This window comes from Pantoea sp. S-LA4, from assembly GCF_054482835.1.
In genome coordinates this window covers 1512917-1537176 of record NZ_JBTLRC010000002.1, presented here as the reverse complement: position 1 = coordinate 1537176, position 24260 = coordinate 1512917, and the positions used below count along the sequence as shown (strand labels likewise).

General features: G+C 56.4%; 22 protein-coding genes. 16 read left to right on the top strand and 6 right to left on the bottom strand.

Annotated features, from left to right (window positions below; translation table 11 throughout):
* Positions 1 to 146 precede the first annotated feature (146 nt).
* The 3 genes from ACX3P5_RS08055 to ACX3P5_RS08045 all read left to right on the top strand — a co-directional run bounded on the left by ACX3P5_RS08055 (position 147) and on the right by ACX3P5_RS08045 (position 2496).
* On the top strand, positions 147 to 404 hold the full coding sequence (locus ACX3P5_RS08055; RefSeq protein ID WP_458968523.1) for a biofilm development regulator YmgB/AriR family protein: 258 nt from the start codon (positions 147 to 149) through the stop codon (positions 402 to 404).
* A 290-nt stretch (positions 405 to 694) separates the two neighbouring features.
* The gene (locus ACX3P5_RS08050) at positions 695 to 1543 is read left to right on the top strand and encodes a manganese catalase family protein (RefSeq protein WP_233984429.1); all 849 of its coding nucleotides are present in this window, start codon (positions 695 to 697) and stop codon (positions 1541 to 1543) included.
* A gap of 89 nt (positions 1544 to 1632) precedes the next feature.
* On the top strand, positions 1633 to 2496 hold the full coding sequence (locus ACX3P5_RS08045; RefSeq protein WP_336755116.1) for a glucose 1-dehydrogenase: 864 nt from the start codon (positions 1633 to 1635) through the stop codon (positions 2494 to 2496).
* A 51-nt stretch (positions 2497 to 2547) separates the two neighbouring features.
* Here ACX3P5_RS08045 and ACX3P5_RS08040 read toward each other — a convergent pair whose 3' ends face one another.
* Positions 2548 to 3516, bottom strand: a complete 969-nt coding sequence (locus tag ACX3P5_RS08040; RefSeq protein ID WP_336755115.1) for an apurinic/apyrimidinic endonuclease family protein — start codon at positions 3514 to 3516, stop codon at positions 2548 to 2550.
* Positions 3517 to 3617: 101 nt separating this feature from the next.
* Here ACX3P5_RS08040 and ACX3P5_RS08035 point away from each other — a divergent pair, with 101 nt between their 5' ends.
* Both ACX3P5_RS08035 and ACX3P5_RS08030 read left to right on the top strand, forming a co-directional pair.
* Positions 3618 to 3983: an MmcQ/YjbR family DNA-binding protein gene (locus tag ACX3P5_RS08035; RefSeq protein WP_458968522.1), complete on the top strand. Its 366-nt coding sequence runs from the start codon at positions 3618 to 3620 to the stop codon at positions 3981 to 3983.
* A gap of 154 nt (positions 3984 to 4137) precedes the next feature.
* Complete coding sequence (locus tag ACX3P5_RS08030) at positions 4138 to 4314, top strand: con-10 family general stress protein (RefSeq protein ID WP_031377378.1); 177 nt, start codon at positions 4138 to 4140, stop codon at positions 4312 to 4314.
* Positions 4315 to 4419: 105 nt separating this feature from the next.
* Here the strand turns inward: ACX3P5_RS08030 and zinT are convergent, their stop codons facing one another.
* Positions 4420 to 5070, bottom strand: coding sequence for a metal-binding protein ZinT (zinT, locus tag ACX3P5_RS08025; RefSeq protein WP_458968521.1), 651 nt, complete (start codon positions 5068 to 5070; stop codon positions 4420 to 4422).
* 85 nt (positions 5071 to 5155) lie between these two features.
* Complete coding sequence (locus ACX3P5_RS08020) at positions 5156 to 5569, bottom strand: VOC family protein (RefSeq protein WP_233984433.1); 414 nt, start codon at positions 5567 to 5569, stop codon at positions 5156 to 5158.
* A gap of 194 nt (positions 5570 to 5763) precedes the next feature.
* On the opposite strand from ACX3P5_RS08020, the gene katE reads away from it, so the two are divergent.
* The 4 genes from katE to ACX3P5_RS08000 all read left to right on the top strand — a co-directional run bounded on the left by katE (position 5764) and on the right by ACX3P5_RS08000 (position 9915).
* Positions 5764 to 8028 carry a catalase HPII gene (katE, locus tag ACX3P5_RS08015; RefSeq protein WP_233984434.1) on the top strand — a complete coding sequence of 755 codons (2265 nt, stop codon included), beginning with the start codon at positions 5764 to 5766 and terminating at the stop codon, positions 8026 to 8028.
* 107 nt (positions 8029 to 8135) lie between these two features.
* Positions 8136 to 8537: a hypothetical protein gene (locus ACX3P5_RS08010; RefSeq protein ID WP_458968520.1), complete on the top strand. Its 402-nt coding sequence runs from the start codon at positions 8136 to 8138 to the stop codon at positions 8535 to 8537.
* Between the two features lie 199 nt (positions 8538 to 8736).
* On the top strand, positions 8737 to 9198 hold the full coding sequence (locus ACX3P5_RS08005; protein WP_233984436.1) for a hypothetical protein: 462 nt from the start codon (positions 8737 to 8739) through the stop codon (positions 9196 to 9198).
* Between the two features lie 144 nt (positions 9199 to 9342).
* On the top strand, positions 9343 to 9915 hold the full coding sequence (locus ACX3P5_RS08000; RefSeq protein WP_233984437.1) for a hypothetical protein: 573 nt from the start codon (positions 9343 to 9345) through the stop codon (positions 9913 to 9915).
* Positions 9916 to 10152: 237 nt separating this feature from the next.
* On the opposite strand, the gene ACX3P5_RS07995 is transcribed toward ACX3P5_RS08000, so the two are convergent.
* The gene (locus ACX3P5_RS07995) at positions 10153 to 11814 is read right to left on the bottom strand and encodes a methyl-accepting chemotaxis protein (RefSeq protein WP_458968519.1); all 1662 of its coding nucleotides are present in this window, start codon (positions 11812 to 11814) and stop codon (positions 10153 to 10155) included.
* Positions 11815 to 12066: 252 nt separating this feature from the next.
* On the opposite strand from ACX3P5_RS07995, the gene ACX3P5_RS07990 reads away from it, so the two are divergent.
* Complete coding sequence (locus ACX3P5_RS07990; RefSeq protein ID WP_233984439.1) at positions 12067 to 13347, top strand: mechanosensitive ion channel family protein; 1281 nt, start codon at positions 12067 to 12069, stop codon at positions 13345 to 13347.
* Between the two features lie 60 nt (positions 13348 to 13407).
* On the opposite strand, the gene ACX3P5_RS07985 is transcribed toward ACX3P5_RS07990, so the two are convergent.
* Positions 13408 to 13671, bottom strand: a complete 264-nt coding sequence (locus ACX3P5_RS07985; protein WP_458969172.1) for a hypothetical protein — start codon at positions 13669 to 13671, stop codon at positions 13408 to 13410.
* A gap of 465 nt (positions 13672 to 14136) precedes the next feature.
* Here ACX3P5_RS07985 and treZ point away from each other — a divergent pair, with 465 nt between their 5' ends.
* From treZ to budC, 4 genes are all read left to right on the top strand, one after another.
* Entirely contained in the window at positions 14137 to 15924 is a 1788-nt protein-coding gene (treZ, locus tag ACX3P5_RS07980; protein WP_458968518.1) for a malto-oligosyltrehalose trehalohydrolase, read from the top strand.
* The gene (gene treY, locus ACX3P5_RS07975; RefSeq protein WP_458968517.1) at positions 15921 to 18449 is read left to right on the top strand and encodes a malto-oligosyltrehalose synthase; all 2529 of its coding nucleotides are present in this window, start codon (positions 15921 to 15923) and stop codon (positions 18447 to 18449) included. The genes treZ and treY overlap by 4 nt, the downstream gene beginning before the upstream one ends.
* A gap of 62 nt (positions 18450 to 18511) precedes the next feature.
* A complete protein-coding gene (gene glgX, locus ACX3P5_RS07970) occupies positions 18512 to 20587 on the top strand; it encodes a glycogen debranching protein GlgX (protein ID WP_336755111.1) in 2076 nt (691 codons plus the stop codon).
* Positions 20588 to 20703: 116 nt separating this feature from the next.
* Entirely contained in the window at positions 20704 to 21468 is a 765-nt protein-coding gene (budC, locus tag ACX3P5_RS07965) for a meso-2,3-butanediol dehydrogenase (RefSeq protein ID WP_233984444.1), read from the top strand.
* 127 nt (positions 21469 to 21595) lie between these two features.
* Here budC and ACX3P5_RS07960 read toward each other — a convergent pair whose 3' ends face one another.
* Entirely contained in the window at positions 21596 to 21868 is a 273-nt protein-coding gene (locus ACX3P5_RS07960; protein ID WP_094121385.1) for a hypothetical protein, read from the bottom strand.
* Between the two features lie 541 nt (positions 21869 to 22409).
* On the opposite strand from ACX3P5_RS07960, the gene ACX3P5_RS07955 reads away from it, so the two are divergent.
* Together ACX3P5_RS07955 and ACX3P5_RS07950 are read left to right on the top strand one after the other, a co-directional pair.
* The gene (locus tag ACX3P5_RS07955) at positions 22410 to 22952 is read left to right on the top strand and encodes a TetR/AcrR family transcriptional regulator (RefSeq protein ID WP_233984445.1); all 543 of its coding nucleotides are present in this window, start codon (positions 22410 to 22412) and stop codon (positions 22950 to 22952) included.
* Entirely contained in the window at positions 22949 to 24142 is a 1194-nt protein-coding gene (locus tag ACX3P5_RS07950) for an MFS transporter (RefSeq protein ID WP_458968516.1), read from the top strand. The genes ACX3P5_RS07955 and ACX3P5_RS07950 overlap by 4 nt, the downstream gene beginning before the upstream one ends.
* Positions 24143 to 24260 lie beyond the last annotated feature (118 nt).

The following is a 24260-nucleotide window of genomic DNA, read 5'->3' as shown; positions in this document are numbered from 1 at the left end:
TGATGTTAAGTCACTTGTAACGAAAGGTGCATTGCACCGCATCTGAAGGTGTCGTGGATTTCCACCTTCAGATGCTCTTTTTTTTTGCGTCGTCCGTTAACCGGACCTGATCTGGCGCACTGACCCCCTTTTTGATGAGGCCTGATATGCAAACGACAATCAATACAGAGTCTCAGATTTCTGAATACTTCATGAACTCTGGCACTCCGGTCACTAGCGAGAAAGAAGTGATTGCAGCTGTCCATGCTGAACTCGCGCAATATAAAACCCACGTTTCCGGTAAAGACGTTGTACTGGGCCTGATTCACCGCCTGGAAAGTGAGCGTGACGTGGTTAAACAGGATATTTATCGCCAGGCGCTGGAACATGTTCTGCAGAGCGCGTCGTCGACCAGTAACAGCTAACCATCCTGTGTCTGTTGTGAGGGATCACTGATTAGCACGGATGCTTTTCCTTCCCAGAATTTGCCCCGCTTGCGGGGCTTTTTTACGCCCGTTTTTCAGGCCATAAGCATCCTGCCGGCAGGTTAATTTCCCGTCACTAATGGACCAGTAGTTTATCGCCTTTTCCCGCTTTTTTGCCGCTTATCGCCCCTGACTCCCCGGTTAATTGCTCTCGTTACGCTTTCTTTTTTCGCTATCCCTGTCCAGGCTTTTTCCTGCATCGAGTGTAAACACTGACGAGGAAAATAATCATGTTTCATCATTCATCAAAACTCCAGTTCCCGGTTCGCGTCGAGAAACCAGATCCAGAATTTGCCATGCTGTTACAGCAAGCCATCGGTGGTGTAGAAGGTGAAATTCGTGTGGCGATGCAATACTTTTTCCAGGCGATGGGCGCGCGTGGCGATGCCCGGATTCGGGATCTGCTGATCTCTACCGCAACTGAAGAACTCAGCCATATCGAAATGCTGGGTTATGCGGTGGCACTTAACCTTGAGGGCGCACCGCTCTCTTACCAGGAAGCCTCGGCGAAAGATCCGGTGGTCAATGCGATTCTGGGCGGCATGAACCCGCGCCATATCCTCTCTTCCGGTCTGGCGGCCCTGCCGGTGAATGCCAATGGTGTTCCCTTCGATATGAGCCATATCTACGCCTCCGGCAACGTGGCGGCTGACATGCTGGCCAACGTGACTGCAGAAGCGACCGGCCGTGTGCTGGCGACCCGCCTGTACAATATGACGGAAGACAAAGGGATGAAGGATTTCCTGTCGTTCCTGATTGCTCGCGACACCATGCACCAGCAGCAATGGCTGGCGGTGATCGAAGAGATGGGCGGCCTGAATGCCTCGCTGCCGATTCCGAACAGCTTCCCGCAGGAGCATGAGGCGCAGGAGCACTCTTACTACTGTCTCAACACCTCACTGGATAAACCGCTGCCGGAAGGCCGCTGGAGCAATGGCCCGGCCTACGACGGTCACGGCCAGTTCAGCGCCAAACAGCAGCCGGAGATCCTTGGCGATGAGCCGCTGCTGGGTAACGCCCGTCCAGGCTCGGGCGCGCAGCAAGAGCAGATTGACGGCATTGCATCACCGAAGCCTTAACTGACGCAGGCGTGCCGGTCAGGGCCACACCGCGCGGTATAACCCTGACCGGTTGTTTTACGCGAACGGATTTTTATGGAGGAATATTCATGTCATCGACTCAACGCCCGCAACCCCCTTTTGCCGAACAGCAACAGACGCCGCCCGGTAAGACTGCGGCTATGCAGCCACAGCCCGATCATGGCGAGCAGAGTTATCAGGGCTCCGGTCGCCTGAAAGGGAAAAAAGCCATTATTACCGGCGGTGATTCCGGCATTGGCCGCGCTGTCGCCATCGCATTTGCCCGCGAAGGGGCCGATGTTCTGATCTCCTATCTTGATGAGCATGAAGATGCACAGGATACCGCCCGGCTGGTTGAAGAGGCTGGCCAGAAAGCGGTTCTGGTCGCTGGCGATATTACCGAAGCGGCTCACTGCTCCGCTCTGGTTGATAAAGCGGTAGAGGCGTTCGGCGAGATCAATATCCTGGTGAATAATGCGGCTTTTCAGATGACGCGCGAATCGCTGGACGAGATCAGCGATGACGAGTTTGATCGGACGATGAAAACCAATCTTTACGCCCTGTTCCGCATCACCAAAGCCGCCGTACCGCATATGCCGCCAGGCGGCTCGATCATTAATACCGCCTCGATCAACGCCGACCAGCCGAAACCGAAACTGCTGCCCTATTCGGCGACCAAAGCGGCTATCGTCAACCTGTCCGGTAGCCTGGCCGCAATGCTGGCTGATAAAGGCATCCGCGCCAACGCGGTGGCACCCGGACCGATCTGGACGCCGCTGATCCCGTCGACCATGCCGGTTGAGCAGGTGAAAAATTTCGGCAGTGAAGTGCCGTTGCAGCGGGCCGGTCAGCCTGCCGAACTGGCCCCGGCCTATGTGATGCTGGCCAGCGACGAAGCCAGCTATATTTCGGGCGCCACCATTGCTGTCACCGGCGGTGTCGCGATTATCTGATGTCGCTTCCCCTTACTGCCCGTGCGGTAAGGGGAAACTCAACGGCTGCGGTCAGGCTATCCGCTGCTGCTGTTGCGCCCATTGGTAGAGCTGTTCCCGCGCCAGATTCTTCATTTTCACTTCACACATGATGTCGAACGCCTGAAACGACAGCGCCCAGTCATTGAGCGTGGCATTGAAGTAGTAATCGGAGTGCGCCCGCAGCTTGCTTTTCGATACGCCCAGCTGTTGCTGATCCGGCCAGCCCTGTTGCGGAATAATCCCTTCCTGTGAAATCGAGTAGTGCAGCACCGGTCGTACGCCGCGCCATGAGGCGATCACCGGCGCGATCCGCGCATCGTCAGGCTGGATAAACGCGTTCTCCTTCACCCAGTGATGATGAATATCCAGCACCACCGGACAGAGTGCCGCGGCCTGCAGGACATCATCCAGCGAACAGGAGATCTCGTCGTTTTCCACCGTCAGCATCAGCCGCGCTTCCGGACTCAGCTGGCCGAACGATCGTTTAAAACCGTCGAACCCTGCCTTACCGTTCATATGAATGTTGATCTTAAAATCCTGAAAAGATTTGCCATAGCCCATCAGACAGGCACAGAGCGCGTGATACTCCACATCCTGCAGCGCGCGGGTGACCACATCGGGATTATCTGACGCCAGCACCGTGTACTGTCCCGGATGAAACGAGAGCCGGATCTGATGCGCACGCGCCAGCTCACCGCAGCGGGCGAACAGTGGATAGAGCTCGGGTAAAAATGCCTCAAACAGCGGCGTCGCTTCCGGTACGGTATAGAGCGGCAGCAGATCGCTGCCGATGCGCATCATCCTTAATGGCTCCGGCAAGGTTGCCAGCTGCTCCAGCGTCAAATAAAGCTGGTTGAGATTGGTTACGGAGATCTCATAAATCAGTTGATTACGTTGCTCGTGCGGTAAACTCAGAAACCGTTTACGCGTGGTGGCGCGGAACGGGAAAAACTGTTTGCCATCGCTGTTGAGATACTTACATGCAAAGCCTAATTTCATGTCTGCTCCTGATTTATGCTTATCAGAAGTGTAACAGGCCTCAGTGACTCAGCCAGTCAGGCCGGGCTTTCAGACAATGACCGGATAAAAGGAGATTCGCTATGCAGGGTGCTGATATCCAGCGCATCGCTATTGAGACCGCCGAGCGGCTGCCTGCCGCCGAGTGCAGTTACCCGTTTGGGCCGGAACATCAGGTTTATAAAGTGTGCGGAAAGGTATTTTTACTGCTGACTACGCTGCGGGGTGTGCCGATCATTACCCTGAAATGCCAGCCGCAGCAGGCGGAACTGCACCGGGCGATCTACGCCACAATTACCGCCGGTTACCATATGAATAAGCGCCACTGGATCACCGTCTACCCTGGCGACGGGCTATCAGCGGGCCTGATCCAGCAGCTGACAGAAGAGTCGTATCAGCAGGTGGTAAAGGGAATCCCTGTCTCACGTCGGCCGGTCTGGGTTGGCTGAGGCTTCGCTTATTCAGCTATAGAATCAACAGATTAGCAGCGCGCGATCGGCGGCCATCCTGCTCTTTAGCTGGCATAATCCAGCCGGCAAACTAAACTTAACCCTGTGACTAGCTAGTCCTTCTTATCTACGGAACCTGATACGAGGCCTATCTATGACACAACAGAAATACCGGGGTGGTGCAGGCAACTTTGCCAATGACCCGGACCGTGCCAGTGAAGCTGGAAGTGCCGGTGGCAAAGCCAGCGGAGGCAATTTCAAGAACGATCCTGAAAGAGCCAGGGAAGCTGGCCGGAAAGGCGGTAAAGTCAGTCGGCGCACCTCGAAGTAGATCTGAGTGAAGCGCTTTAGGATTTTGTACGCCAGGGAGTGGCGACCTGTCCCGCATAAAAAACCCGCCGTTACGGGCGGGTCTGTCAGAGACTGAAGCGAGCTATCAGTGATGCAGCATCTCATCCACAACCTGCGCGTTGGTCATCTGATACGGATAGTAGGTCGGCCAGTTATCCATCTCCTCCAGTAACGCCTGCTGCGAACGGTTACCCATAAAGATGTGGAAATGCGCTGACTTGCGCGGTGCAATTGTATGGTCGCTGAACTGCACATATTTCGGCGCTTTGCTGTCAGCCTCCGGGCATTCAAACAGGTAACGCACCCCTTTCTTTCTGGATGCATAGGTCAGGATCTGGTGGCCGGCATAACGGTAGTGGCAGGCACTGACCTGCTCACCGATGTGAAATTCCATCACGCCATTTTCAATGCCGATCGTGTCAACCTGCGTGGCGTAGCCTTTGCGATAATAGGCTTTGACCTGCGAGGCGGTTTTGCTGCTATCCTGCTGCGCCTTCTTCTGCCATACCGGGTCCAGTTCGCCGCTCTCCAGCAACGGATAGACCGACTGCCACAGGCCATCCCAGTCAGACAACGGCCGATCTTTGACATCAGCATCCGCGAACACCCCTTCCGCCGCTTTCTGCTCCAGGGCGGATAACGGTTTGCCGTGCGAATGCCCGCCGTGCGCCACCACCTGATGACTGATGAACAGCGCGCCCAGCGCCATCGCCCACTTAACTGTATGATTTACCAACGTCGCGATCCTCGATAGAAGTAACAAATTGCAATGTTATGATATAACATTACCAACTTCAATCGCGAATGCGTCCCGACAGCAATTAAACCGACGCGTAGGCTGGATCATCGTTACAGAACAGCGCCAGCTTGTTGCCTGCCGGATCGCGCAGATAAGCCACGTAAAAATTCGGGTTATAGCGCTCGCGAATGCCCGGCGCGCCTTCATCAGTGCCGCCTGCCCGCAGGCCCGCCGCATAAAGCTCGTCAATCATTTGTCGTGTCGGCGCCCGAAAGCCCGCCATATGGCCATTACCCGGCTGTGCGGCTTCGCCATTCCACGGCTTTGCAATATAGACGGCACCCGGCCCGTTTTGCCGATCGGGCACCTCCGGCAGCGAAAAGATCAGCTGTTCGCCATCAGGCTCAGCGAGATAACCCAGCGGCAGCAATACTGCCCGATAAAAGTGACCAGAGAGCGCCACGTCATTCGCACCAATGAACAGATAACTCAGCATAACCGCCTCCAGATAGTGAATGTTGGTCAGTAATAAGCGAAACGCCAGCGTGCTTTACAGATGAATGTTCTATTTTAGTCGGTCAAAAATAAGCACGTCGATTGCAGTTAAAGTGTCGCCTTAACCCCAGCATGGGTCAGGTTGTTCTATATTTAGTGTCGTCGAAAGTAAAATAACCGCTGGAGCATGGATTAATGTCGAAAGAAACAGAGAAGAAAGAACTGAGCCACCGCGCCCCCACCACCGGTCCGGAATCATCAGAACCGGGTCTGGGTTCGCTGGCACCTCAGGATGGTTCGCATCAGCCACCCGCCGAACCCACCCCGCCAGGCAAACAACCCACCGCGCCAGGCAGCCTGAAAGCCCCTCAGACTCACAATGCCAAACTCGACCAGCTCAACGCCAGCCGTAAAAACGGCACCAACAGCCCGCTGACCACCAACCAGGGCACCCGCATCGCCAACGACCAGAATTCGCTGCGGGCCGGTTCGCGTGGGCCGACGCTGCTGGAAGACTTTATTATGCGTGAGAAGATCACGCACTTTGACCATGAACGTATTCCGGAGCGCATCGTGCATGCGCGCGGCTCAGCGGCGCACGGCTATTTCCAGCCTTACCGCTCGTTAAAAGATCTGACTAAGGCGCAGTTCCTCAGCGATCCGAATCAGGTGACGCCGGTTTTTGTGCGTTTCTCCACGGTACAGGGCGGTGCCGGTTCCGCCGATACGGTGCGTGATATTCGCGGCTTCGCCACCAAGTTTTATACCGAAGAAGGCGTCTTTGACCTGGTCGGCAACAACACCCCGGTGTTCTTTATTCAGGATGCGCATAAATTCCCTGACTTCGTGCATGCGGTCAAACCCGAGCCGCACAACGAAATCCCACAGGGCCAGAGCGCCCATGACACCTTCTGGGATTACGTCTCGCTGCAGCCGGAAACCATGCACAACGTCATCTGGGCGATGTCTGACCGCGGCATTCCGCGCAGCTATCGCACCATGGAAGGCTTTGGTATTCACACCTTCCGCCTGATTAATGCCGCAGGCAAAGCGACCTTTGTCCGCTTCCACTGGAAGCCGGTGGCGGGCAAAGCCTCGCTGCTGTGGGATGAGTCGCAGAAACTGACCGGTCGCGATCCCGATTTCCATCGTCGCGATCTGTGGGAAGCGATTGAAGCGGGCGATTTCCCGGAATATGAGCTGGGCCTGCAGCTGATCCCGGAAGAGGATGAGTTCAAATTTGATTTTGATATTCTGGACGCCACCAAACTGATCCCGGAAGAGCTGGTGCCGGTAGAGATCGTCGGTAAGATGGTGCTTAACCGTAACCCGGATAACTTCTTCGCCGAGACCGAACAGGTGGCGTTCCATCCAGGCCATATCGTGCCGGGCCTCGATTTCTCCAACGATCCGCTGCTGCAGGGCCGCCTGTTCTCCTATACCGATACCCAGATCAGCCGTCTGGGTGGACCGAACTTCCACGAGATCCCGATCAACCGTCCAACCTGTCCGTACCATAACTTCCAGCGTCAGGGGATGCACCGTCAGGATATCGACACCAACCCGGCCAACTACGAGCCGAACTCCATTAACGATAACTGGCCGCGTGAAACCCCGCCAGCCGCTGAAGGTGGCGGTTTTGAAAGCTATCAGGAGCGCATCGAGGGCCACAAAGTGCGCGAGCGCAGTCCGTCATTCGGTGAGTACTATGCGCAGCCGCGCCTGTTCTGGCTGAGTCAGACCCCGTTCGAGCAGCAGCATATTATCGGCGCTTACTCGTTCGAGCTGAGCAAAGTGGCGCGGGCCTATATCCGTGAGCGGGTGGTTGATCATCTGGCACGCATCGATCTCGGCCTGGCAAAAGGCGTGGCGGATAATCTCGGACTCGCCCTGACCGCCGATCAGCTGAATATCCAGCCACCAAAAGCGGTTAACGGCCTGACCAAAGATGACAGCCTGAGCCTCTACGCCACGCCGGATGGTGAGATCAAGGGCCGTCAGGTTGCGTTACTGATCAGCGATGGCGTGAAGGCGGCAGATGTGCTGTCGATTATGCAGGAACTGAAAGCGGTGGGCGTGCATACCAAACTGCTGGCCTCGCACATGGGTCAGGTACGCGCCGATGATGGGTCGGTGCTGCCGATTGATGCCACCTTCGCCGGTCTGCCATCGCTGACTTTCGACGCGGTGATCGTGCCGGATGGCAACATCGACGCCCTGCTGTTAAGCGGTGATGCGCGTTACTTCCTGCTGGAAGCCTACAAGCATCTGAAAGTTATTGGCCTGTCAGGCGACGCCCGTCGCTTCAAGGCGCAGTTCGGTCTGGAGGAAGCGGAGCAAGAAGAAGGCATTGTTCAGGCTGATAAAGCAGAAGGTGCCCTGATGACGGACTTTATCCAGGCGATGAAGGCACACCGCGTCTGGTCACGCAGCCAGAAAGCGCTGTCGGTTCCGGCCTGACGATCACGACGCGCTAATGCGTGTCAGCTCCTCAGTAAAAACTGCCCTTCGGGGCGGTTTTTTTTTGCTCACAATCCGGTCGTCAAGCGACGCTGCCGCAGCCAGAGATGCGCCGATCATTTCATCTTTTTGACCCGGTTTTCACGGAACAGCAAGGTGACGACACCGAATATCCCGCCGGTCAGAAAACCGTATTCAAGATCGGCGGCATCCTTACGGATATCCCGCAGTCTGATCAGCGCCCTTTCCGCATCTGGCGCGATAATTTCCTCAAACTGTTTCTGGTAGCCGTCAGCTTTAAGCCGTTCGGCTGCCGCGGTGTCCTTCCGGTCGGCAGCCACCAGCTGACGGCCTTTCCTGAAAAAGAAAAATTCGGGCATGCTGAGTTCCTTTGCAGTCACGATTTGAAGCTTCAACATAACCGCAATCGGACGCTGCGCCCAGCGGAAACTCAGGCCTGGGCAGCCAGGCAAAGCGATATTGATCAGACGCCGGCTTATCCGCGCTGACCGTAGCCTGCGTGTATTGTATTATCGGTGGAGACGGGTCGAATGCGGGTCGGGTTTGTGGCGTGGCTCTTTACATCTTTCGTGTCATTCGTCAGAAACGGCAGATGAGGCAGGATGACAAACGTTAAAGGATGGACCAACCGTACCGATACTGTTTCAATAACTGATTAGAACGCGTAAAAACAGCCAGGAATGGTCGATGGCACGAAGAAGAGAGCTCAAAGGAATTAGCCATTCTCTGAATGGCAGTTTTGTCAGTCGAAACAACGATTACAAGGGTTTCTGGACTATAGGCCTGTTGAAACAATTTTCAATTGGCCAGGGACTTAAATCAGTGAAGTTTACATTTCCCATGTATATAAGCCGTGCAAATTCTGATCTGATAAATGATACAGGGCACCGTTATACGGTCATGCTGGCAGATCTTATGCTGAAACAGCAACTACCTAACTCATGGGTTAAAAAAGCAGGTATTGTCATCGATTTTTATCCAAATGATAACGCCGCTCAGTCAGCTGAATATCATACATCAGGTGATCCTTTTAAGTGCCTTTGTCAGATAACTGATGACAGGGGTTCTGATTATTCTTCCATCATTTATGGCCGGTGTCTCCCTCACTCCCCGGCGCGAGAATTACGATCAAACCGTTATCTCTGCTGATAATTTCTTAAAAGCTTAAACAACAACCTGAGCTGGCCCTCAAAGTGGAAATCCAGCCGAAACAGGAAGCTGCGCCAGACGCTAAAGTTAAGAGAACATGTCGTAAAAGTGGAAATATTACTCACTGATAAATAAGGGAATATAATGGTGAAAAGTATTACTTATTTCAAAGATAATTTCAGGAAATGGTTTACTGCTGCAGTGGTATACATTCTGTTAGGTGGCTGGTGCTGGTATACATTGTGGGCAACAAGCATTTCCCACGATACAGTTTTAAAAAAATCGGTCCCTGAATGGAAAACCTATATTTTATCCGGCCTGTTTATGGGCATCATTATTTTGGCACTGGCTTGCTGCAGGGACACTTTTAATAAAAAGTTAAAATCTCTGTTTAATGCATTCAGTGGCGGTTTTATTCTGGGTTTTGTGTTGTCATTAAATTGTTATGATGTCTATGTTTATCTCTTCCCGGACAATGTTATAGGCTATGAATCGGAATATGAAGTTGTCTTCCCAGGCCCGTCAAGAGGCAAGTACGGGCATTGTGAAGCAGGTCTCTGGCTAAAGGATCAGAACACCCGCAGATGGAAGCAGCTTTGTATCAATAAAGAGTATCTGCACAATCACCGTAAGCAAGGAATGACAGGAGTATGGGTAACCGCTCGTGTAAATAATATTGGCACTTACATCGTGAAATATGAATTTATCTACCGGTAGATTGAGCTGGCTATAGTGATTCGCTGAAGTTATTCGCCAGGGCCTCAATCGCTATCTTCTTATTCTGCGTCAGTAAAAATGAGTAATAGTCGTTAAGGTCCGCCCTTCACTCTTAAAACATTCACCCTTTACAATCGCTGCGCAGCAATCCAGTCCCTTCCCGATTGAGCTCAAACACAACGAGCTCAACCTGGCTATCAGGCACTGGCCGTCAGCATCTGGCTGACGGCCATCCACTCAGAAGGCTTGCCAGTTCTGGTTATCCGCCTGCGGGCTGACCGCAGCAGGACGCAGTGGACTCAGCACCGGCCGGACCGGCTCGGCGGCAAACGCCGTCTGCAGACTGCCGGTTTTGAACACCGACACGGTTTTACGCAGATAGCTGGCCTGCTCTTCCAGCGAGGCGGCGGCGCTGGCCGACTCTTCCACCAACGCGGCGTTCTGCTGCGTCACGCCATCCATCTCTGACACCGCGATGCAGACCTGCTCAATGCCACGCGTCTGCTCGACCGACGAGGATGCAATCTCTTCGATCAGCTGGGTGACCCGGCTGACCGAGGTCACGATACTTTCCATCGCCTTACCGGCTTCAGAGGCATGGCCAGCCCCGGCTCTGATCCGCTCGGCTGAGCGATCGATCAGGCCACGGATTTCCTGAGCGGCACTGGCGCTGCGGCCTGCCAGTGAACGCACCTCGCCCGCCACCACCGCAAATCCGCGGCCCTGCTCACCGGCACGCGCCGCTTCAACTGCGGCGTTGAGCGCCAGAATATTGGTCTGGAAGGCGATGCTGTCGATAATCGCAATGATGCCAGCGATCTGCCCGGAGCTTTCACTGATCTGCTCCATATTAGCGATGACCCGAGCCACCGTCTCGCCGCCCTGGGTAGCAGTGGTCGAGGCCTGTTTCGATACCGCCGTGGCCTGCTGTGCATTGTCAGCGTTGAGCTTCACCGTCGAGGTCAGCTGCTCCATGCTGGCTGCCGTTTGCTCCAGCGCCGCCGCCTGCTGTTCAGTTCGGGACGAGAGATCGGTGCTGCCGGCTGAAATTTCCGCCGCGCCGGTAAAGATAGAGCGCGTGGCGTCATCAACCGAGGTGATGGTGACCACCAGCGCATCGCGCATCTGCTGCAGTTCAGTAATTAACAGGCCCATCTCATTGCGGCCTTCCTGCTGAATATCTGAGGTCAGATCGCCAGCCGATATCGCGCGGATATAGCCGGTCAGTCGGCTAAGCGGGCCGATAAGTCGTTTTTGTAATCCAACCCAGACGGCGAAAATGATCACTCCGGTCACCAGACCCAGGATCAGCAGGGTCCAGAGCGCGTCGGTCAGGCTGCGCTGGTTCTGTTCAGAGGTATTTTTCATCAGCTGAATGTTGACCGCACGCCAGGCTTCATAGGCGCTGTCGAGCCGATCCTGCGCGGCCTGCGCTTCCAGATTGCCGTAAGCCTGATAGTTGCCCTGCTTCAGGAAGTTGACCGACGCCAGCATGGTCTCGTGCATTTGCTGATAGGCGGCCTGCACCTCAGCGGCCTGAGCCTCATCCTGTCCCGCTTTGCGTGGCAACGCCTGCCACGCACGATACTCAACATCGGCGGCGGCGGCGGACTGCCCTGCTTTATCCAGCAGTGACGCCATCGCGGCCAGTGACGCCGGGTCCTGCTGGTTTTTGAGAAAACGAATCGCCACCCGGTTAATGGTTACGCGGGTTTTAATCAGGGTTTTTACCGCATCGCTCAGGTGTTGCTGTTGCAGCGTCAGCTGTTCTGCCGCCACGAAGTTCTGGTCGGCTTTTGAGACGGCGTTATACAGCAGAAAGCCGGTCAGGCTCAGCAATGCGGTAAAGATTAAAAGTACCGCGAGAATACTGTGGGTTATTTTGAGATTTTTAAGCATTTCAGCAGGCTCATGTCAGAGGAGATAAAGCAGTTATCGGCTAGCAAGCGCTTTATCTGAGTGCCGCGATGCAACGAGGCGTAGCTAAGCGGGATAATCGGGCGGAAGCGCACACTTTTCGCGGCATCTGCCGCTGTTCAGCGTCAGGATCGGTAAAACTGGCCGCCGGCCGCGCTAAACGCATTCGGCGCTCAACAACCCGCGCCGCACTGTGGTTGAATTCGCCCCTTACATTTTTCGCACGTGGTTATCATGCATTACATTCAGAGTCTGATGAGTTTTATAGAGGGAAACAGGGTGCTGTCGGTCAGCTTCAGCCTGCTGCTGTTGATAATGGCCGGGATGGTCACTCACCTGATCTGCAAATTTTTCATCGTCAAAGTGATCAGAAAGGTCTTTTTCAGCAGCCATAAACAGGGCGTTCCGCTGGATAAAGATGTCCGGCTCTCTCAGAAGCTGTCGAATTTTGTGCCGGTGATTGTGGTCTACAATTTCCTGCAATTTATGCCAGGCCTGCCTGAGAATCTGAAAGTGGCGATTCAGACCATCTGCGGCATCCTGTTTTTTGTCTATCTGTCGATCTTCTTCAATGAAGTGCTGGAGATTGTTAACAACTCCTACTCGCGCAAATCGAAGCGTAAGAACCACTCGATCAAGGGCTATATCCAGATTGGCAAAATCCTGGTGCATATTATCGCCGCGATTATGATTCTGGCGATTATGTCCAACAAGTCACCGGCGATTATTATCTCCTCGCTGGGTGCGGTCGCCGCGGTGCTGATGCTGATCTTCCAGCATACGCTGCTGTCGCTGGTGGCGAATATTCAGCTCTCTTCCAACGATGTGCTGCAACTGGGCGACTGGATTGAGATGCCGGACAGAAATATCAGCGGCGAGGTGATCGATATTGCGCTGCATACCATCACCATCCGCAACTGGGATAACACCATCTCGCGCATCCCGACCAAGAATTTCCTCACCGAGACCTACACCAACTGGCAGGCGATGTTCTCTTCAGGCGCGCGCCGTATCATGCGCAGCTTTTATCTGGATCAGAAGTCGATCACCTTTGTAAATCAGGAGAAGCTGCAGGCGATGAGCCAGATCCGCATCGCCAGCGAATCGATCACTGAGCTGCTGGATGGACGTGATATCAACGCGGTCGGCGACCGCTGGTTTATGGAGAACGGCATCACTAACCTGATGGTGTTCCGTAAATTCCTGACCGCCTGGCTGGCCCAGCGCGATGATATTAAAAAAGAGATGTATATCGTGGTGCGTCCGCTGAAGCCGTCGCCGGATGGGTTGCCGGTGGAGATCTACTGCTTCACCTCATCTATTTTCTGGGCTGATTATGAGAATACCCAGGCGGCGATTTTTGAATATATTTACGCGATGGCCCGCTATTTTGATCTGCAGATTTATCAGCATCCGGCGGGTTCGGATTTCGCCCGGCTGGCCCAGCCGCGTGCAGAGAGTGCCGCCGGAAGTACTGCCGGAAGTGCCGATATCCGGCCTGGCGGCCCGCAGTAACCTGATCCACGGCGGCGTCCCGTGCGCCGCCTTCCCCCGCTCCGGCGATGAACCGCTGCGTCAGCTTTTGCTCAGGGCAAAGTTCAGCACCTTATCGTTCTTCATCTGTACCGTCAGCGTCTGCCCTTCGGTGGTGTTCAGGGTGCGCGCTTCGCTGTAGGTCCATTTCAGCAAACGCTGTCCATCCGGATAGGGCGTCTCGCTGTCAGGCTGACCAAACAGCGAAATCAGCTGCGCTTTGCTGGTCTGGCCGGGCTGGATATGCTGCAACCGCGCGGTATCCAGATTGTGCCCGACGCGATTAGAGCAGGCAGATAACAGCATCAGTAGCGCCACAAACAGGGCTTTTTTGCTCACGTAAGGTCCTTTTAAAATATAAATTCGCACTGCTGTCGTCCGGCACGCCTGACGATGGCAGGTTAGCCAGCTTATACGGAATCGACCGGCTCCGGCAGGATTTTCTGCGCGGCTTTGGCGCACGATGAACCGCCCGGAGGATGCGAATCCACGCCATTAACGCAAATTCCCGCCTCTGTAAGACCCGCTGCCCTGCGATCGCGACATCTTAGTCTATGATTATTCTTCGTATGCCGCGTGGAAACGGTCTCATTCCTGACTTCCCGCCGCATCACGCTGAATACCAGTCCAGGATCCTGGCTGAAGAGACGCGCCAACCCATTTGGCATCCTGGTCTCGCTGACATGTTTATGTTTTTGAAGCTCGCATCATCGGCATCATTTCCGCGCGATGGCGATCATTGCGCATTTCCAGGTTAAACGAGGCAACTGAATGGAATCCAAATCATTTTTTAAAAGCTGGGGCGCCGAGCGGGTGTCCGGCGATGAGGTCCGTTTCCGTCTCTGGGCAACGGGCCAGCAACGCGTGACCCTGCGGCTATCCGGCAAAGATATTGAGATGACACGCCAGCCTGATGGCTGGTTCGAAACCCAGCTGGGCGGCGTCGCGCCCGGTGCCGAATACGATTTTGTGCTGGCCGACGGTACCTCGGTGCCCGATCCCGCATCGCGCGGTCAGAAAGATGACGTCAACGGCCCGTCGCTGGTGATCGATCCTGAGGCTTACGCCTGGCAGAACACCGACTGGCAAGGCCGTCCGTGGCAGGAGTCGGTGGTGTATGAACTGCACATCGGCACCTTTACGCCGCAGGGCACCTTCCAGGCGGCGATTAAAAAACTGCCGTGGCTGGCGGAAAACGGCATCACCATGATTGAAGTATTACCGGTTTCGCAGTTCGGCGGCAATCGCGGCTGGGGCTACGACGGCGTGCTGCTGTATGCACCCCACGCCGCCTACGGCACGCCGGATGATTTCAAAGCCTTTGTCGATGCGGCGCACGGTCACGGCCTGTCGGTAGTGCTGGATATCGTGCTGAACCACTTTGGCCCGGAAGGCAACTATCTGCCGCTGCTGTCGCCAGACTTTTTCCATAAAGAGCGCCAGACGCCGTGGGGCGCCGGCATCGCCTATGACGTTGACGCGGTGCGCCGTTATATCACCGAAGCCCCGCTCTACTGGCTGAAAGAATTTAACCTCGATGGCCTGCGCTTCGACGCCATCGATCAGATCGAAGATCCGGCCGATAAACATGTGCTGATTGAGATTGCTGAACGCATCCGGGCTGAGATTACCGATCGGCCGATTCACCTGACCACCGAAGATTGCCGCAACGTCACCTTCCTGCATCCGCGCGATGAAAACGGTCAGGCACCGCTGTTTACCGGCGAATGGAATGATGACTTCCACAATGCGGTCCACGTACTGGCGACCGGCGAAAAGCATGCCTATTACCAGGACTTCGCCGATCGACCGGAGCAGCGGGTTGCCCGCGCGCTGGCGGAAGGTTTCGTTTATCAGGGCGAAGTGTCGCTGCAGTCAGGCGAGCCGCGCGGCGTTGACAGCCGCAGCCAGCCACCGGTCACATTTGTCGACTTCATTCAGAACCATGACCAGGTGGGTAACCGTGCCCAGGGCGAAAGGCTGGTGAGCCTGGCCGGCGTGGAACGTACCCAGTTGCTGCTGGCCACGTTACTGCTGTCGCCGCACATACCGCTGCTGTTTATGGGCGAAGAGTATGGCGAAACGCAGCCGTTCCTGTTCTTCACCGATTTCCATGGCGATCTGGCCAAAGCGGTGCGTGAAGGCCGTGCCCGAGAGTTTGAAGGTCATGCTGGTCACGAAGGTGAAAGCGTGCCGGACCCTAACGATCCGCAGACCTTTGCCGATTCAAAGCTGGACTGGGAGAAGCCCGATACGCCGGAAGGCCAGCAGTGGCTGGCGCTGACGCGCAGGCTGCTGCAACTGCGCCAGCAGCACATTGTGCCGCTGCTGCAGACCGCGGGCGGCAACAGCGGTCAGGTGGTCAACACCGCGCCCGGTTTCTTCGCGGTGCGCTGGGACTTCCCTGAGGGCACGCTGTCACTGGCGCTCAACCTCAGCGACCGGCCGCAGCCGATTGCCGATCTGCCGGGTGAGACCATCTTTGCCTGGCCGCAGGAGAGCCCCGAACTGGCACCAGAGTCGATTGTGGTTCGTCTGGATCAAGGAGCCGCACAATGAATATCCCAACCGCCACCTATCGTATCCAGTTCCGCAACGGCATGACGTTTGACCGTGCCGCGGCGCTGGTCCCCTATCTGAAGCAGCTTGGCATCAGTCATCTTTACGCCTCGCCGATCTTCAGCGCCACCGCCGAATCCACCCACGGCTATGACGTCACCGACGTTAACCAGATCGAACCCTCGATCGGTGGCCGTGCCGGCTTTGACCGGATGGCGGCGGCGCTGAAAGCGGCCGGTCTTGGGCTGATCCTCGATATCGTCCCCAACCATATGGCCGCCTCGCTGGAGAACCCGTGGTGGCGCGACGTGATCGAGCACGGCGAACAGAGTCAGTATGCCCACTACTTTGACATTGACTGGTCACGCCGCCTGACGCTGCCGTTCCTTGGCGACACCTTCGAGGCGGTGCTGGCCAACGGCGAAATCAGCGTGCAGCGCGACCCGCAGAGCGGCAAACCGGCGCTGGCCTACTACGACAACTATTATCCGCTGGCCCCGCACACCTGGCAGGGCCGCGAAGAAGCGGTGCTCGGCCTGCGCGACCCGGCACAGATTGCCGCGCTGCATGACCAGCAGCCGTGGCGTCTGATGTCGTGGCGTGACGCACCCAACGACCTCTCCTATCGCCGCTTCTTCGAAGTGACCGGCCTGGTCGGGGTTCGGGTAGAAGATAAAGCGGTGTTTGATGCGGCGCATCAGCTGATCCTGGAACTGGTCCACAGCGGCGCGGTGCAGGGGTTGCGCGTCGACCACGTCGATGGTCTGGCCGATCCGCGCGGCTATCTTGAGCAGTTACGCCAGGCCGCTGGCCCCGATTGCTACCTCACGGTAGAAAAAATCCTGGGCGAGAACGAGCAGTTGCCGGATGAGTGGCCGGTTTCCGGCACCACCGGCTACGAGTTTATGGCGGCGCTGGCGAATGTGCTGGTGGACGGTAATCGCCTCAGTGCGCTGCGCAAGGCTTATCAGACCGTGATCGGCAAAACGGTCGACATGAAAGCTGAGCTGCGTGCGGCCAAGTTACTGATGGCTAATCGCAACTTCGCAGGCGAATTTAACCGTCTGCTGCAGCTGGCTCTCGGCATCGCCCGCCACGACGGCACGCCGCAGCCGGAAGCTGAACTGAAGAACGCGCTGCGCGAACTGCTGGTGGCATTTCCGGTTTACCGCACTTACGGCACGCCACAGGGGCTGACGCCTGCCGATAACGCGCTGCTGCAACAGGTGGTCAGCCAGGTCAAATCCAGTGCCAGCGCGCCGGATGCGGATGCGCTTGACCTGCTGGTACGCATTCTGCGCGGCGAGGTCACGGCAGCCGCCACCGAAGACGCCGCCCAGTTCCGCACCCGCTTCCAGCAACTGACCGGTCCGCTGATGGCGAAGTCGGTGGAGGACACCCTCTTTTTCCGTCAGCACATGGCGCTGGCGTTAAACGAAGTGGGTGCCGAACCGCTGGCGCGTCACTTTTCGCTGGATCAGTTTCATGCCGAAATGCAGGCGCGGCGCGAACATCAGCCCGACGCGCTCTCCGGCACCTCAACCCATGACACCAAGCGCGGCGAAGATGCCCGCGCCCGGCTCTATACCCTGACCGAAGCGCCGGAGCGCTGGGCAGAGTGCGTCGCCCGCTGGCGGGAGATGAATCAGGCGAAGGTCGTCCGCCTGAAAGATGGCGCGGCACCGGAACCGGCGGTGGAGTGGATGCTGTATGAAGCGCTGGCCGGCGTCTGGCCACCGACGCTGCAGCCCGACGATGCTGCCGGACTGGCGGCGCTGGAAGCGCGCTTCGTGGTTTACGTCGAAAAAGCGCTGCGTGAAGCGAAATTACGCACCGACTGGGCAGACAACAACGATGCCTATGAACAGGCGGTCCTCGATTATGCCCGTCATCTGCTGGCACCGGACAATATCGCTTTCCTGCGCGATTTCTGCTCCGCCCTGCAGCCGTTTGTGCGGGCCGGACTGGTTAACAGCCTGACGCAGACGGTGGTGAAACTCACCGCGCCCGGCGTCCCGGATATTTATCAGGGCAGCGAGGCGCTGGATTTCAGCCTGGTCGATCCGGATAACCGGCGCGAACCCGATTTTGCCGCGCTGGCGGCGATGCTGGACCAGCCGCAGCAGGAACAGGATGACGGTCACTGGCTGCGCGGTCAGGTCAATCAGCAGGCCATTGCCCGCTTGCTGGCAGTGCGCCAGCAGCAGCCGTCGCTGTTCCGCCACGGTGACTATCTGCCGCTGACCGCCCACGGCGAGCATCAGGATCGGGTAGTGGCATTTGCCCGTCAGCATCAGCATCAGGCGGTGATCGTGATTGTCCCGCGGCTGGTATTGAATCACCTGCCGGAAACGCTGGATCAGCCGCCGGCAGACCGCTGGGCCGCGACTGAAATCGCCCTGCCGTCCTCACTTAGCCAGCATCGCTACCGCGATCTGCTGAGTGGCAACGAGATTGCGCCCGGTGACCGGCTGCAACTGGATAACCTTGCGTCGGGCTGGTGTGCCGTGCTGCTGGCGCTGTAAGGGTCCGTTTTCAGGAAGTTTTTTTTAACGCGTCAATCTGGTCATTGAATAACGAGGCATAAATGTCAAACAGTAAGCGTTTTGAAATCACGGCGGGCTACAGCCATCAGCTTGGGGCAAACTTTGATGGTCAGGGCGTCAACTTCGCCCTATTCAGCGCCCATGCCGAGCGGGTCGAGCTTTGTCTTTACGATCCAGGCGGCAAAACCGAAATTGCCCGGCTGGAACTGCCGGAATTTACCCATGAGGTATGGCACGGCTATGTGCCTGGGCTGCAACCGGGCGCGCTGTATGGTTATCGCGTTTACGGCCCCTACGATCCGGAAAACGGCCACCGTTTTAACCCGAATAAGTTACTGCTCGATCCCTACGCCCGTGAACTGGCTGGCGACATTGAGTGGAACGAGGCGCACTTTGCCTATGACCTCTATCACGAAGACAAAGATCTGACCTTTGACAGCCGCGACAGCGCGCCGTTTACCCCTAAATGCCGGGTGATCGATCCGAATGAGTTTGACTGGCAGGATAAGCATCGTCCCAACGTGCCCTGGCCGAAGACGGTGATTTATGAAACTCACGTTAAAGGCTTCACCCAGCTCAACACCGCGCTGCCTCCGGAAATGCGCGGCACCTTCGATGGCATGAGCCACAAATCCACCGTCGATTACATCAAAAGTCTGGGCATCACCTCTGTCGAACTGCTGCCGGTACACTGGTTCCCGGACGATCAGCATCTGCTGGATAAAGGGCTGAAAAACTTCTGGGGCTACAACACGCTCGGCTTCTTCGCACCCGCCACCCGTTACTTCGGTCCGCGCGGTATTCAGGGCTTCCGTGACATGGTGCGCGCATTCCACGATGCCGGTATCGAGGTGATTCTCGACGTGGTCTATAACCACACCGCCGAAGGGAATGAGCTGGGCCCGACGCTGTCGTTTAAAGGCATCGATAACTTCTCTTACTACCGCACCCTGCCCGACCAGCATCGTTACTACATCAACGATACCGGCACCGGTAACACCGTGAATACCTCGCATCCACGGGTGCTGCAGATGGTGATGGATTCGCTGCGTTACTGGTCTGAATCGATGCATATCGACGGTTTCCGCTTCGATCTCGGCACCATTCTCGGCCGCGAACCCGAAGGATTCGACCCACGCGGCGGCTTCTTTGATGCCGTGATGCAGGACCCGATTCTGTCACAGAAAAAACTGATTGGTGAACCCTGGGATATCGGTCCGGGCGGCTATCAGGTCGGTGGCTTCCCGCCGGGCTGGGCAGAGTGGAACGACCAGTACCGCGATACGGTGCGCGATTACTGGAAAGGCAACAACGTCTCGACCGACTTCGCGGCGCGTCTGCTGGGATCGGGCGATCTCTACGACCAGCGCGGTCGCCGTCCGTGGGCCAGCGTCAACTTCATCACCGCTCACGATGGCTTCACCCTCAACGATCTGGTGTCGTATAACGACAAGCACAACGATGAGAATGGCGAGGACAACAACGACGGGCACAACGATAACCGTTCTTACAACTACGGCGCGGAAGGTCCGACCGACGATGAGAACATTAACGCGGTGCGCGAACGTCAGAAGCGTAATTTCCTCGCTACTCTGATTTTCTCACACGGGACCCCGATGCTGCTGGCGGGCGATGAGTTTGGCCGCAGCCAGCTGGGTAACAACAACGGCTACTGCCAGGATAGCGAAATCTCCTGGGTTCACTGGGATAACCTGCCGGAGTCCGCCGAGGCGCTGCGTGAATTTACCCGTCAGATCCTGAAGTTGCGCGCCGATCAGCCACTGCTGCGCCGTGAAAACTGGCGCGATGGCATGGATATCAAATGGTTCAACGCCGGTGGCGGCTTCCAGCAGGCGGAACAGTGGGATGAAGGCTCAACGCTGGGCGTCTACATCGGGCGGCCGGACCTGCAAACTGAAGAAGGCATCTGGCACGACGTCCTGATGCTGTTCAATCCGTTTGAAGGCAATGTGCCGTTCCAGATTCCGCAGTTTGGCGAAGGCGGCTGGGTGCTGGAGCTGACCACCAGCGATACCGCGAAGCGCGGTCTGGTGATCACCAAAGAGAAGGATTTCGAGCTGGAAGGCCGCAGCTTCGCCCTGTTCAGACGTCCGTAGGGTTAAGGCAAGGCAATCAGGCGCAGCGCATTTCGCGCTGCGCTTGAGTTTCTGGCTGTGACTGCCAGGCTTAACCGGTTGTTTACGATGAATATTGATGCTGACAAGGAGGCATAATGTCCAGATTTACGCAGAAGGTTGTGGTTGTGACAGGTGCCGGCTCCGGTATTGGCGAAGCAGCAGCTAAACGCTTTGCTGAAGAAGGCGCATCGGTCGTGCTGGTGGGACGGACGCAGGAAAAGCTGGAAAAAACCCATGCCGGGCTGGCTGCGGGCGATCATCTGGTTGCTGCCTGTGACGTTTCCGACGCTGACCAGGTCAGACAACTGTCAGAAAAAGTACTGGATAAATATGGCCGGGTTGACGTGCTGGTCAATAATGCCGGGGTGATCGTGCAGGGCCGGATTCATGAGGTCGAACTTGACGCATGGAAAACGCTGATGAAAACCGACCTGGATGGCGTCTTCCACGGCGTACACTATTTCATGCCCGCCCTGCTGCGCAGTAAAGGCAACGTGGTGAATATCTCCTCGGTTTCCGGTTTAGGCGGCGACTGGGGCATGAGCATCTATAACGCCGCGAAGGGTGCTATCACCAACTTTACCCGCGCCCTGGCAATGGATTACGGCGCGGACGGCGTGCGGGTCAACGCTATCTGCCCGGGCTTTACCTTTACCGATTTAACCGAAGATATGAAAGATAATCAGCCGTTACTGGAGCGCTTTTACGATCGAATCCCGCTGCGGCGTGCCGGAGAAGCGGACGATATCGCCCGTGCGATTGTCTTTATTGCCAGCGATGAGGCCAGTTATATTACCGGCGTAAACCTGCCGGTGGATGGCGGTATTACCGCTTCTAACGGCCAGCCTAAACAGGCTTAATCGTCTCCGCTATATAATCAAAAAGGCAGCGTATTCACGCTGCCTTTTTTCTGTTTATTAATTGCCGCGACTCACGGCTTATTGATTATCTGCCGATCCAGGCCGTCACGCTGTAGCGACAGCGGAATTAATGTTTAGGCGTGTGACGGGTTGGCGTTGCGGCGCGCGCAGGCTTAATTACCGTACTACTGGTGGGGCAGATAAAATTATTCAGGCAAACACTGCACATAGTGGCATTAGCGTGATGAATTTTCGCAACGGTTAATGCCTGTTGACGGGTATAAAGCGAACCAATAAACACGCGCTTATCGCTTTTTAACAGATTAACGCAACCTTCTTTGTGTAAAATCCATCCACCCATGGGACGTGGGCACAGATAATAATAACTGGCTTTGAGCATGGTATTCATCCTAATCGTTGCTGTATGTATCTTAAAAAAACCGACAAAATTCGTAAGGGCTTATGTTTTTATCTGAAGCTTTATTAAACTAACTGAGAGTTATGCTTAAAACCACTTTATTGTACCGGTTAAACTGACTTTGAGATTTAGCCGTTTTCAGAGACCTGAGTCGCTTTAGTCGCTCAGTGCGACATAACCCCGCCTTTGCCTCTCCGCCGCCAGTCCCATTCAGCCTGCTAATCAATATCGCTGGTAAATCACTCTAAAATAAATAATTAAAATCAAAATCTTAACTCAATAACCCCTGCGACCGCATCCGAAGATGACACGGGTTTGATTAACCTGGCTGTGGCAAAAAGTGGACACCGTCAGGTCAACGATGAGCGCTCATAAACTGAAGCATAATCGTCCGGTCATTATCTGCTGGCCTCAAAAAAGCGCAGCCGGAACAGAGCCTGACTGTGAGGTTTATCAGTTAAGGCGCACGCAACAAAAGTGAACGCACCTTGAAAAAGTAAAACGATCGCTTTACTTTTAAACTATGAAAAAGAGAGACGATATTATTCAGGCGGCCGAGCGGGTGTTCTATGCCAGCGGTTTTCACGCCACCAGTACCGACCAGATTTGCCGCGAGGCGGGCGTCTCCACGCGCACGCTTTACCATCACTTTGCCTCCAGGGAGGCACTGACCGCTGCGGTGATGCACGCCCGGGAACAACGCTTTATGGCGGACCTCTGTGCGCCACAGCAGCCAGAAGCGATTGCCCGGCTGTTTCAGGTGCTGGGCGAGTGGACGCAGGCGAATGGCGCGAAAGGCTGCTTCTTTCTCAAAGCCTGGGGCGAATATGCCGAGCGGGATGCCACTCTCGCCGGTCAGGCGCTGGCCTTTCGCACCACGCTGCGTGACTACATTCGCGACTGCGTCACCGCAGTACAGGGAAAAGAGAATCGGCTGCTGAGCGACGCCATCTGGATGCTGTTTGAAGGAGCGATTACTTCGGCGCTGATTATCGGTCATGCTGCCGCCAATCAGGCCGGCACCCTGGCCATCCAGCTGCTGCAACCGCAGGGCGCGGCGGAATGAGGTCCGCGAGCGCACTGGCGCTGACCGGATTTAGCCTGATTGCGGTGACCTATGGCATGGCGAGATTTTCGTGGGGGCTGATGCTGCCTGCGATTTCGGCCGATATTCCGTTGAGCCCGCAGCGGGCAGGTTTGCTCTCTGCCTGCAGCTTTGTGGCTTACTGCCTGACCATTCTGGCGGCGGCCTCGCTGGCGCGACGGTGGGGTTCGCGCCGCGCCGCACTGCTGGCGTCGCTCTGCGCAGCGACAGGGCTGCTGCTGCTTGCCTGTGCCTCTTCCGCGCTGCTGCTGGCGATCGGGCTGTTTATCGCCGGACTCAGTTCTGGCCTGGCGTCTCCGGCGCTGGCTGCCGCCGTCAGTCAGCGGATCAGCCCTGCCCGGCAGCCGCGCATCAATACCCTGATCAATGCCGGAACCAGTGGCGGAATCATGCTGACGGTACCTGTGCTGGCGGCCTTACCGGGCGGCTGGCGGGCGTCCTGTCTGCTGTTCGCCCTGCTGGCGCTGGTGTCTATATGGCCGATCATGCGCGCACTGCCCGGTGAGGCGGCCGCTGCTGGCGCGACCCGCCAGCCCTGGCATCAGCAACTGTTTCGCCGTTCAATGATCCGCCTGATCGCCATTGCCTTCGTGTCCGGCCTGGCGAGCGCCGCCTGGTGGAGCTTCGGCTCAGCCCTGCTGCGCCAGCATGTCGGCCTGGAACCCGCCACCACCCGCCTGCTGTGGCTGGTGGCAGGCGGCGCGGGCATTATCGGCGTGGCTACCGGGCCGGTCGCAGCCTGGATCGGTCTGAACGCCGTTTACCGGCTGTCGCTGTCAGCGATGGCGCTGCCACTGCTGGTCATCGCCTTCAGCCACGGTAATTCCGTCGGCTTACTGATAGCGGTGGCCTGTTGCGGTGCCGGTTACGTCACGCTGTCAGGGGTGCTGCTGGTCTGGGGCGCGCAGGCCACCGAAGAGGAACCTGCAACCGGCGTCGGCTTGTTGTTTTTCATGCTGGCTGTCGGCCAGGTAACGGGATCGCTGCTGTTTGGTCAGGGGTATGCTGCGCTGGGTGCGGTCACTACTCTGGTTCTGTTTGCTGCCAGCGCGCTGCTGTTGCTCTTTTTTGCGCCGCCAGAAACCGCAGATTCTGAAGGCAAAAAAAACCCGCACGCTGCGGCTGAAATAACGTTACAGAGAAAACGCTGACCTGACTGGGCAGCACGGCCAGAACGACGTTCACGCTTTTGCGGCGAATCGGTGTTTAATCGGTTGTGCGTAAGCAATAAAACAAATAAACCCACAGCCGCCTGTTTTCATTGCTGCG

What these genes read in the sequence shown, in the direction of transcription:
- ACX3P5_RS07985 (WP_458969172.1), bottom strand. Translation starts at nt 13,671, where the DNA reads ATGCTGTTATCTGCCTGCTCTAATCGCGTCGGGCACAATCTGGATACC.
- ACX3P5_RS08055 (WP_458968523.1), top strand. Translation starts at nt 147, where the DNA reads ATGCAAACGACAATCAATACAGAGTCTCAGATTTCTGAATACTTCATG.
- ACX3P5_RS07990 (WP_233984439.1), top strand. Translation starts at nt 12,067, where the DNA reads ATGCATTACATTCAGAGTCTGATGAGTTTTATAGAGGGAAACAGGGTG.
- treZ (WP_458968518.1), top strand. Translation starts at nt 14,137, where the DNA reads ATGGAATCCAAATCATTTTTTAAAAGCTGGGGCGCCGAGCGGGTGTCC.
- katE (WP_233984434.1), top strand. Translation starts at nt 5,764, where the DNA reads ATGTCGAAAGAAACAGAGAAGAAAGAACTGAGCCACCGCGCCCCCACC.
- ACX3P5_RS08030 (WP_031377378.1), top strand. Translation starts at nt 4,138, where the DNA reads ATGACACAACAGAAATACCGGGGTGGTGCAGGCAACTTTGCCAATGAC.
- ACX3P5_RS07960 (WP_094121385.1), bottom strand. Translation starts at nt 21,868, where the DNA reads ATGCTCAAAGCCAGTTATTATTATCTGTGCCCACGTCCCATGGGTGGA.
- ACX3P5_RS07995 (WP_458968519.1), bottom strand. Translation starts at nt 11,814, where the DNA reads ATGCTTAAAAATCTCAAAATAACCCACAGTATTCTCGCGGTACTTTTA.
- budC (WP_233984444.1), top strand. Translation starts at nt 20,704, where the DNA reads ATGTCCAGATTTACGCAGAAGGTTGTGGTTGTGACAGGTGCCGGCTCC.
- ACX3P5_RS08005 (WP_233984436.1), top strand. Translation starts at nt 8,737, where the DNA reads ATGGCACGAAGAAGAGAGCTCAAAGGAATTAGCCATTCTCTGAATGGC.
- ACX3P5_RS08010 (WP_458968520.1), top strand. Translation starts at nt 8,136, where the DNA reads ATGCGCCGATCATTTCATCTTTTTGACCCGGTTTTCACGGAACAGCAA.
- glgX (WP_336755111.1), top strand. Translation starts at nt 18,512, where the DNA reads ATGTCAAACAGTAAGCGTTTTGAAATCACGGCGGGCTACAGCCATCAG.
- ACX3P5_RS07955 (WP_233984445.1), top strand. Translation starts at nt 22,410, where the DNA reads ATGAAAAAGAGAGACGATATTATTCAGGCGGCCGAGCGGGTGTTCTAT.
- ACX3P5_RS08050 (WP_233984429.1), top strand. Translation starts at nt 695, where the DNA reads ATGTTTCATCATTCATCAAAACTCCAGTTCCCGGTTCGCGTCGAGAAA.
- ACX3P5_RS08035 (WP_458968522.1), top strand. Translation starts at nt 3,618, where the DNA reads ATGCAGGGTGCTGATATCCAGCGCATCGCTATTGAGACCGCCGAGCGG.
- ACX3P5_RS08000 (WP_233984437.1), top strand. Translation starts at nt 9,343, where the DNA reads ATGGTGAAAAGTATTACTTATTTCAAAGATAATTTCAGGAAATGGTTT.
- ACX3P5_RS08045 (WP_336755116.1), top strand. Translation starts at nt 1,633, where the DNA reads ATGTCATCGACTCAACGCCCGCAACCCCCTTTTGCCGAACAGCAACAG.
- ACX3P5_RS08020 (WP_233984433.1), bottom strand. Translation starts at nt 5,569, where the DNA reads ATGCTGAGTTATCTGTTCATTGGTGCGAATGACGTGGCGCTCTCTGGT.
- treY (WP_458968517.1), top strand. Translation starts at nt 15,921, where the DNA reads ATGAATATCCCAACCGCCACCTATCGTATCCAGTTCCGCAACGGCATG.
- ACX3P5_RS07950 (WP_458968516.1), top strand. Translation starts at nt 22,949, where the DNA reads ATGAGGTCCGCGAGCGCACTGGCGCTGACCGGATTTAGCCTGATTGCG.
- ACX3P5_RS08040 (WP_336755115.1), bottom strand. Translation starts at nt 3,516, where the DNA reads ATGAAATTAGGCTTTGCATGTAAGTATCTCAACAGCGATGGCAAACAG.